The sequence below is a fragment of the Acinetobacter sp. SCLZS86 genome (assembly GCF_021560715.1).
Lineage (GTDB): Bacteria > Pseudomonadota > Gammaproteobacteria > Pseudomonadales > Moraxellaceae > Acinetobacter > Acinetobacter towneri_A.
This window is the reverse complement of record NZ_CP090864.1, coordinates 2,051,275-2,060,649: the sequence shown is the minus strand read 5'-3', so window position 1 is coordinate 2,060,649 and position 9,375 is coordinate 2,051,275. Positions and strand designations below refer to the sequence as shown.

Genomic DNA, 9,375 nt, shown 5'->3' with positions numbered 1-9,375 from the left:
AATGGTGCAGATTTTCTGCACCATTTTTTATATCGGTTATAAGAATAGATATTATGAATGTCACCGATTTTATTCATCATATTCTGTAAATATTTCTTCAATTTCATTCCATTGGGGCAAGTTAAACTTTTTTTATTCACTTCGAATTTTAAACCTACGCCATCAAGCACACGTTCAAATATGTCAAATGAACCTGTAAAACGCCCATTCTCCATCTCAGTATTGGGGCAGTTGGTATGTATTATGAAACAGACCTTAAATGCTGAAACTTATTATATTATTAAATAAATATAGTCCCCATCAAATGACGGGACTAAACACCTAAATTAGTTCTGTTGAAATTTGATACCTATCCCTAAATTTATTATCTATACTAAACAAAAGGGATCTGTTAAATCTTCTGCTATTTAAGGCAGAAGCATGGATTTTATTCTATTTATTTTTGTGCATTACAAAACTCAGCCCAGTCCGCCATCAAACCTTTCCTTTTCTCAAGGTAAGCTCCACGTAAATAAGCAGCTTCAACTTCATCAGGTAGCTTATGTGCTAATACATGCTCACAGACTTCACGAGGATAATCGGTTTTGTCCGCTGACCAGTCACGGAATGTGGAACGAAAACCATGTGTTGTAATCACTCTGTTTTGTTTAAGATCAATATAGCCTAAACCATCTTCTTTAACTTTTTGTTCATGCATTCGTTTGATCAGAGTCGTCAATGACATGTCAGAGAGCATACCACCACGAGGAGCAGGGAAGATGAAATCTTGTGGCTGAGTATATTCTTGAATTAATTCGAGTAAAGCTATTGCCTCTTGAGACAATGGAACACGGTGTTCTTTGTCTGCTTTCATACGCTCTTTAGGAATGATCCAGACCTTATTCTTAAAATCAATTTCTTGCCATGTTGCACCAAAAATCTCACCAGAACGACAGGCGGTTAAAATCGTAAATTCCAGAGCTTTGGGTGAAATCCCTTTTTTCTGTCTCAGATGATGGATGAACTCAGCAACCTGTTCATAAGGCAGGGATGGATGTGGACGTGATTCCTGCTTTAAGTTGCCTAAGATTGGCTCAAGATTACCTTTCCATTCGGCAGGGTTATCACCGACAAAATATCCCATAGCCTTGGCATAATCAAAAATTGTTTCTATACGACCACGAATACGTTTAGCTGTTTCGTTCTTTTCAGTCCAGATAGGTCTAAGAACTTCGGCAATATCGACTTTAGTAATTGTACTAATACTAATATCACCTAGAGTTGGGTAGATATAGGTTTCTAATGTAGATGTCCACTGTCCAATATGCTTTTCATTTTTAAGTTCACGGGTTTTATTTGCTATAACAACTTTTGCACACTCAATGAATGTTTTGTCACGTAGTTTCTGGATATGTAGTTTTGTAAGTTGTTCCTGTTTATGTGCAATTGGATCAACGCCATTTCGAATTTGTATTCTTAATTCTGTTGCTTTAGCACGGGCTTCAGCTAAAGAAACTTCAGGGTAGGGACCAATACCAATATCACGGCGATGGGGTTTTAACTTTCCATTTTTATCCAGACGTTTACCTACTACCGCACGCAAAATCCAGACACGAGAATTGCCTTCTATATTCAAGCAAAGACCATCAACACCCCCTACAGAATGTCGCCCAGTCTTCTTAATTTTTGCTACACTGAGAGCAGATAGCTCTTTAGATTTCCTTGGCATGTTCTAACTTACCCCACAACCTACCCCTCATAAAATACTGGAAATGGTAGGATTGGGCAAGACGGCTTAGGATGATTAAAATGTTAAAACATTGAAATATATATGTTTATAATATTTATTTGGATTGCTTAGGACTATTGTTAGACGGACACCGCTTCCGCCAAATTCAAGTTTCTGACACTGTTTAACACTGTATAAATTTTTGATTTATAAGGTTAAATTTGGAAATTTACAATATGACAAGCCGTGACGCACTATACCAATCGGCAGTTATAAAGTAGTAAAAAATGCAGTAAGATTATTCTTTACTGCATTTTTTATGTCTGAATTATGGCGACTCGTGGAATTAACAAGCTTAGTGCTTTACAGGTTAAAAAAGCTAAACCCGATCCTGACAAGATGTATAAGCTGTCAGATGGGGGAAATCTGTATCTGCGTATTGATCAGAGCGGTAGCAAGTACTGGATCTTCAATTACACACGTCCATTCTTAGGCAAGCGTAATGATTTATCTTTGGGGACTTACCCTGAAGTTTCGTTAGATGATGCTCGTACTATTCGTGATGAATATAAGAAACTTATCAAGCAGGGTATTGATCCAGCAATGGAGCGGATTGAAACCAAGTCTCAGAAACAGAAAGAAGCAGAAAACACCTTTCGTATCGTTGCTGAAGCATGGCTGTATAAACGTGAGCTAGAGCAAAAACAAGATGAAGAGACGATCCGTCGTTTAAAGCATGATGTCTATCCCTACGTTGGTGATTTAACCTTTCCACAGCTTACCCTAGAAATCCTTGAGATTAAGGTCTTTAAGCGCATCATTGAGCGTGGTGCTCTGTCTGTTGCCAAACGCCTTAAATCAGACCTGAACCAAATCTTTAAATCAGCACGTAAGAAAAAGCTGATCCAATATAATCCAATTGAAGATATTGAATTACCAAAACCACAAGGTGGAAACTTTGCAGCCGTGACAGAAGAGCAAGACCTAGCTCCAATGCTAAATAAGATTTGGAACTACTCTAAGCTTTATACACGCTGTTTACTGACCACGCAGGTGGCGTTAAAAATCTCTGTGCTGACCTTTCAGCGACCTGGGGAGATTCGCAAGCTGAAAAAGGAATATTTCTATCATGAAGAGCGTTGCTTTAAATTTACAGCCAGTAAAACCAAGCAACTTCATATTGTGCCATTGTCAGATCAAGCCTTTGACTTGATTGAGTCAATTATTGATCTGCATCCATACAGCGAATACATCTTTGTGGGGCGGGATGGTAAAACCTTTATTTCTGACAATACCATCAACTCCGCTTTAAAACGCTTGGGCTATGGTGGTGAACAGACAGCACATGGCTTTAGGGCAACTGCACGTACCATGCTGGATGAAATTCTGGAGCAGCGTGTGGACTTCATTGAACATCAACTGGCGCATAAGGTAAAAGACAACAATGGTACAGCTTACAACCGAACCAAGTTTCTGAATAAACGCCAAGAGATGATGCAGGAATGGGCTGATTATTTGGAGTCCCTGCTTGAGCCTATATGATAATCAGCAAGAAGAAAGCCTGTCATGTGAGACAGGCTATTTCAATTTATGCAGCTTTGTCAACGGCATTCTAAAATTGACCCCTTTCACCTTACAAATGGCAAAGTAAAATTGACCCCTTTGATCTCGTATTAAATTTCAACCTGGGGCTGAATCCCAATTCTTTTTTTATCCTTCAAACGATAACTCTCACCCGATATTTGTACCACATGACAGTGATGCAGCAACCGATCTAACATCGCAGCGGTCAACGTGACATCATCCGCAAATGACTTAGACCATTGGCTAAAGGGTAAGTTACTCGTCAATATCGTACTGCCTTTTTCATAACGCTTGGCAATCACGTTAAAGAACAGATTCGCTTCTTCACGTCCAAACGGTAAATAACCAATTTCATCGATAATCAGTAACTTTGGTCCCATTACCGCACGTTGCATATAGGTTTTCAGTTTACCTTGCTGATAGGCTGTACTCAGTTGCAGCATGAGATCGGCGGCGGTAATGAACTTGATCTTAATGTTGTTCATGATGGCCTTATAGCCTAATGCCATAGATAAGTGCGTTTTTCCTACTCCGCTAGCCCCCAGAAACACCACATTTTCTGCTCTAGCAATAAAGCTCAGATTGAACAGTTCAATCACCTGTGATTTGGGAGCACCCAGTGCATAATTAAAATCGTAACCTTCCAGCGTTTTCACTTGAGGCAGGCCTGAGAGTTTCATCAGTACCTGCTGACTGCGCTGTTGCCTGGCAGCATATTCATGCGTCAAGATCGCTTCAACAAAGTCGGCATAACTTCCATCTTGACCTAATGTTTGTTGTGCATGATGTGACCATTGTGATGCGATGGCAGGCAGATTGAGCTTTTGGCAAAGCTGCTCTATACGGTCGTATTGCAGATTCATCAGGAAACTCCCAGCAACTGGTCATATACCGATAAGGGATGCTGCAAACTCTCGTAGGGCATGACATGCTGTGCTGCTGCAACAGGTACAGTGCTAGAACCTGTATCTGATTGCGGTAATGGCGTAAATTTTTGCTGCTCCTGTTGCAGTCGAACAGCCGGTTTTTCTTGCGTGGTGGCATGAATCCGCTGATTGGCGGTTTCATGCAGCCACCGGCCAATGTGGGCATTGGCGACATCAACATCTAACAGTAAACCCGAAGTCTTCAGGCTTGCTTTCAATGGCACAATAAAGCTTGATTTGAGGTATCCATTAAAGCGTTCAACTTTGCCTTTGGTCTGTGCACGGTAGGGCTTACATACGCGAGGACGAAAGCTGTATTTCTTGGCGCAGTCGAGCAGTTTGGGATTCCATTTATGCTGCCCCTCCTGATAGGCATCCCGTTCAATCATGATCGTTTTAGCGTTATCAAACAGGATTTCCTGAGGTACTCCTGCAAAGAACTGAAATGCATTTTCTAGACCATCGATCCATGCATCCGTACGTTCATGATCATAAAATTTCACGAAAGTCGCTCTGGAATACCCTAGTTGCGACAAAGGCTTTTAAAGTCGTGTTGTTGCGTCGAATCGTGGTGAAATCCACCTGCATTTGTTGGCCAGGTTGGGTTTCAAAACGAATGATCGGTTCCGGTTGAGCAACTGGTTTTAATGTTGCAAGATATTCCCTCAAGATCCTGATCTTTCCTGGATATCCCAACCCTAAAATTTCTTGGTAGAGTACAACAGCAGGAATCCATTCAGGATGAGCTGCGTTTACGCGTTGGAGTAAATAAGGTTTATATGAGTCAAGAATACTTATTCTAGGCTGTATACGCTGATACTGAGGTGTGGTGTTTTGCCGTAAATATTTACGTACGGTATTTCTGGACACCCCCAGTTCACGACTAATGGCTTTAATAGATTTACCTTGTTGATGAAGTATTTGGATTGTCACTGCTTGCTCCAAAGTTAACATGTTGAGCAGTCCAAAATGACCGCTATATTAACCAAGGGGGTCAGTTTTTAAATGCCATTAGGGGGTCATTTTTACACTGCCGCTAACAATGGATTAGGAGATTTGAAAACAACTCATGATCCAAGTGAACAAGATGCTTTTACTATTAATTTTCTTGACCATTACTATTGGGAGTTATGTTGTGGCGAACAAGTGCTTCTTCGCAGTAAATATGGAGTGCCTAAACTTCCGCAAGAGTATTTTGATCAACAATCTTTTATAGCGAATTATATTCGCTTATTTCCTCTATCTTCAGTTGAGGATAGTTTGCATTTGTGGAATCTATTACAAGTCCAGATAAAACAAGAATATGGTAGCATGATTGTTGTCACAGAAGATGCAGCTATTGAAGCGAAAAGGCTAAGTAAACAGGGTACTTCAATTGTGGCAACTCGTTTAACAGAAACATTGCTTGAAACTATTAGTAGTATTGATGGCACAATTTTGCTTGATCCTTATGGTGTTTGCCATGCGTTTGGGGTTATTTTGGATGGTGAAGTTAATGACAAATGTACACCCTCTAGGGGGGCAAGATATAATTCAGGAGTTCGTTATGTATACTCTGAAGGTAGATGTGCTCTTGCAATAGTTGCATCAGATGATAAAACTATTGATATTATTCCTGAAATTCGTCGTTTAGTAAGTCGTTCTTTACTTGAGCGATATGTCAAAACATTTATTGCATCAACCATTGAAAATTTTCATGATTCTAGGAATTGGCTTGATAAGCATAGGTTCTATATTAATGCTGAACAATGTGAGCAGCTTAATTCTACGATTGATCGTTTAGATAATAGTCCGCAAGAAGTAGGTCGCATATATTTTGGAACAGATAAATTTGAGGTGCATACTGATTTTAATGAAAGTTATCTAATTGATTAAACTTTTAATATTTGGAGAACTTTATGCATGATTATGCGGTATTTGGGCATGATAGAGCATCAATTGGAAGATGGCTTGGGTTTGCTGCGATAGTTGTAGCTGGTGGAGTTGCTCAAATTTTAGCTATGGCAAGTAATTTGACTGGTCTAGACGCTTTTACAAAAGCGACTATTACGACTGGTTTAGTGTATTTAGCACTTCATTGGTTGTTTAATAAATGGATATGGAAAGTTCCATTTTTTGAAATTCCTGATATTAGTGGAGAATGGAAAATAATGGGCCAAACTTTAAATGATGATGGTTCTACTAAATATGATTGGAATGGGGTAATTGGAATTGAACAAACATGGAAATGTATTTTAATTCATTTGAGGACACCAAAAAGCCAAAGTATGAGTTATACAGCAACTCTTTCTCGTAGATATGGGCCAACAGGCGGATGGTTACTAAGTTATAGTTATAAAAATGAACCTGAGTTAGAAAAAGCACATGAGTTAAACTCCCACAAGGGCTATTGCGAAATTGAGTTTGATAAAGAGTTAAAGTATGGGAAAGCTTCTTATTTCAATAGTTCAGGTAGAAAGACTTTTGGGATCATAAGTTTAGAAAAAATAAGCGAATGATTCAGTTGTGATGAATTGGTGTCTGAGCTGCCTAGTCAAAGACATGTAAGAAGTATTTTGCGGCAAGTGAGAATTGAACCGTACCGGGTTTGTCGGAGACCAAGCTTTCTGAGAGAATGTCCCGATGAAAAAAGTAAAATATACCCCTGAAATCAGAGAAAGAGCGGTTCAATTATTGATTGAATCTGAAAAAGATTATCCATCGAATTGGGCTGCGATCACCGCTATTGCTCTCAAGATAGGTTGTACTCCTGAAACTCTACGTGTTTGGTATCAAAAATATTTAGATAAACAAAACCCAATTAAAGTACAGCAACTTTCAGATCAAGAACGTATTAAACAACTCGAACGTGAAAATAAAGAACTGCAACGTGCTAACGAAATTCTACGTAAAGCAGCCGCTTTTTTCGCCCAGGCGGAGCTCGACCGCCCACACAAATAATGGTAGATTTCATCCATAACAATAAGGCGTTATATGGTGTTGAGGCGATTTGCAGGATTTTACCGATCACGGCTTCTACCTATTATCGAACACTAGATTTCGTTGAAAACCCAGAACATCGAGCAAAGCGAGATCTACATGATGAGCATCATGCTGAACAAATTAAACGAATTTGGAAGGAAAGTTCAGGTCGATATGGTGTGCGTAAAGTTTGGCAAAAATTGAAACGTGAAGGCTATGTTATTGCTCGCTGTACAGTTGCTCGATTGATGCAAAAACTAGGTATACAAGGTGTTTGGCGTGGTAAGAATAAACAAACTACCCGTAGCCGAGAGGATCAAAAACGAGCAGATGACTTGGTGAAACGTAATTTTAGTGCTGATCATCCTGACCAGCTATGGGTCGCTGACTTCAGTGTGCCGCAGCAAGCGGCGTAAGAGATGAGGGTATGGCCCCTCGCTATCGGCTTGCAGGAGCAGGTAGCAAACCACCATAAGCGGCTTGGATCAAAAGTCCCGGTCGTGAGCGTTATGGAAAAGGCATCGTAGAGATGTCAGGTAAGAATTAGGAAGGCGAACAACAGTGAACTGCCGTTCAAGTGTCGAAAGTACTCAAATGACATCAAAACCGGGGATGGAAGTTACCCCGCGATTAGTTTGGCCGTTACCTGCTTACGGGCCATTCGGTGTCCGGCGTAGAGGCAGCGCGATCCTAATTCAGGCTCTTACGTTGAACTGCGGGAACCTTCGGTGGCGATGTCAAGCGAAAGGCACAAGCTCAAAAGGCAAGGCTGATAATAGCAATGCGTCACCAAGGGGCGGAGCAACTCATAGTAGTGTTGAAGTTACTGTAATGGTAATGGAGCGAAGGGGTTGCATTATCCAGGTCTACGGATTTGTCAACTGTGCAAGCAGGAGGAGCAAAACTTTATGACCAAACCATTTAATATTCCTAAAGCGTTAATCTGGGAGGCATTTAAAAAAGTCAAAGAGAATGGTGGCGCTCCAGGCGTTGATCATGAATCTATTGAGCAATTCGAAAAGCATTTAAAGAACAACCTATACAAACTATGGAATCGACTTTGTTCTGGCAGTTATTTTCCACCGCCAGTTAAGGCTGTTCCGATTCCAAAGAAGTCAGGTGGCGTGCGTATACTAGGTATTCCAACAGTTGCAGATCGAGTCGCGCAAACAGCAGTTAAGCTCTTATTAGAGCCGAAAATTGATCCATTATTTCATCCAAACTCATATGGATATCGTCCAGGGCGTTCTGCCCATGATGCAATTGCGATAGTGAGGAGACGAAGTTGGGATTATGACTGGGTTGTGGAATTTGATATCAAAGGTCTCTTTGATAACATCGACCATGATTTACTAATGCGTGCACTCAAGAAACACTGTGAAATTCCATGGATTCTTTTATATGTGCAACGTTGGTTAAAAGCACCAATGCAACACATAAATGGCCATCTTTTAGAAAGGAATCGCGGCACACCACAAGGTGGTGTTGTGAGTCCTTTATTGGCGAATTTATTTATGCATTATGCTTTTGATATGTGGATTACGAAACATCTTCAAAGTGTACGGTTCTGCCGTTATGCAGATGATGGCGTAATTCATTGTCGGAGTTTATCTCAAGCCAAACTTGTTTTACAAAAGATCGATGCACGATTTCGTGAATGTGGTCTCGAATTGCATCCAGACAAGACAAAGATTGTTTATTGCCAAGATATTAATCGTCGTAAAGCATATCCCGATGTTCAATTTACTTTTCTCGGGTACACGTTTAGGCCCCGTAAGGCTGTGGACAAGTATAAAAGAGTTTATGTAAATTTCTCTCCTGCAGTCAGTCGTGATGCACTTAAAGCAATGCGACAGACTATTCGGAAATGGCATCTACATCTGATGTGTAATCGCGAATTAAGTGATTTATCTGCAATATTCAATCCAATTCTTCAAGGTTGGCAGCAATACTATGGTCGATTCCATGGTTCAGCAATGTCAGCGATCTGGCAACACATGAATGCTTATCTTATACGCTGGATGAGGCGTAAGTATAAAAACTTGGCCCGTCATAAAAGACGGGCTAGATATGCCTTAGGGCGACTTGCGCGTGATTTTCCAAATGCCTTTGTGCACTGGAAAATGGGATGTTTACCATCGGTTGGATAATGGGAGCCGGATGAGCTGAGAGGTTCATGTCCGGTTCTGCGAGGGG

6 protein-coding genes, 3 pseudogenes and 1 other annotated feature are annotated in these 9,375 nt (G+C 40.5%); of the genes and pseudogenes, 5 read left to right on the top strand and 4 right to left on the bottom strand.

The annotated features are described in order from the left end of the window. Positions 1-69 precede the first annotated feature (69 nt). Both LZP46_RS09880 and LZP46_RS09875 read right to left on the bottom strand, forming a co-directional pair. A pseudogene (locus tag LZP46_RS09880) lies at positions 70-221 on the bottom strand (transcriptional regulator); the annotation flags it as partial. A 215-nt stretch (positions 222-436) separates the two neighbouring features. Further along, positions 437-1,708 (bottom strand): tyrosine-type recombinase/integrase, encoded by a 1,272-nt coding sequence (locus LZP46_RS09875; protein ID WP_236093740.1) that lies wholly within the window; start codon positions 1,706-1,708, stop codon positions 437-439. A 330-nt stretch (positions 1,709-2,038) separates the two neighbouring features. Between LZP46_RS09875 and LZP46_RS09870 the strand changes: the two genes are divergently transcribed. Next, positions 2,039-3,250: a tyrosine-type recombinase/integrase gene (locus tag LZP46_RS09870; RefSeq protein WP_178319648.1), complete on the top strand. Its 1,212-nt coding sequence runs from the start codon at positions 2,039-2,041 to the stop codon at positions 3,248-3,250. 131 nt (positions 3,251-3,381) lie between these two features. On the opposite strand, the gene istB is transcribed toward LZP46_RS09870, so the two are convergent. Together istB and istA are read right to left on the bottom strand one after the other, a co-directional pair. Then, positions 3,382-4,155: an IS21-like element ISAba8 family helper ATPase IstB gene (istB, locus tag LZP46_RS09865; RefSeq protein ID WP_236093739.1), complete on the bottom strand. Its 774-nt coding sequence runs from the start codon at positions 4,153-4,155 to the stop codon at positions 3,382-3,384. Beyond that, positions 4,155-5,172: pseudogene (gene istA, locus LZP46_RS09860) on the bottom strand (IS21-like element ISAba8 family transposase). Before istA ends, istB begins: the two are co-directional and overlap by 1 nt. A 51-nt stretch (positions 5,173-5,223) precedes the next feature. Between istA and LZP46_RS09855 the strand changes: the two are divergent. The 4 genes and pseudogenes from LZP46_RS09855 to ltrA all read left to right on the top strand — a co-directional run bounded on the left by LZP46_RS09855 (position 5,224) and on the right by ltrA (position 9,329). Further along, the gene (locus LZP46_RS09855; protein ID WP_236093738.1) at positions 5,224-6,093 is read left to right on the top strand and encodes a diadenylate cyclase; all 870 of its coding nucleotides are present in this window, start codon (positions 5,224-5,226) and stop codon (positions 6,091-6,093) included. 23 nt (positions 6,094-6,116) lie between these two features. Continuing rightward, positions 6,117-6,716: a Cap15 family CBASS effector gene (locus LZP46_RS09850; protein WP_178319665.1), complete on the top strand. Its 600-nt coding sequence runs from the start codon at positions 6,117-6,119 to the stop codon at positions 6,714-6,716. Positions 6,717-6,840: 124 nt separating this feature from the next. Further along, positions 6,841-7,583: pseudogene (locus tag LZP46_RS09845) on the top strand (IS3 family transposase); the annotation flags it as partial. Continuing rightward, positions 7,116-7,232, top strand: a sequence feature (AL1L pseudoknot). It overlaps the preceding pseudogene by 117 nt. Positions 7,584-8,087: 504 nt before the next feature. Continuing rightward, positions 8,088-9,329: a group II intron reverse transcriptase/maturase gene (ltrA, locus tag LZP46_RS09840; RefSeq protein WP_004826931.1), complete on the top strand. Its 1,242-nt coding sequence runs from the start codon at positions 8,088-8,090 to the stop codon at positions 9,327-9,329. Positions 9,330-9,375 lie beyond the last annotated feature (46 nt).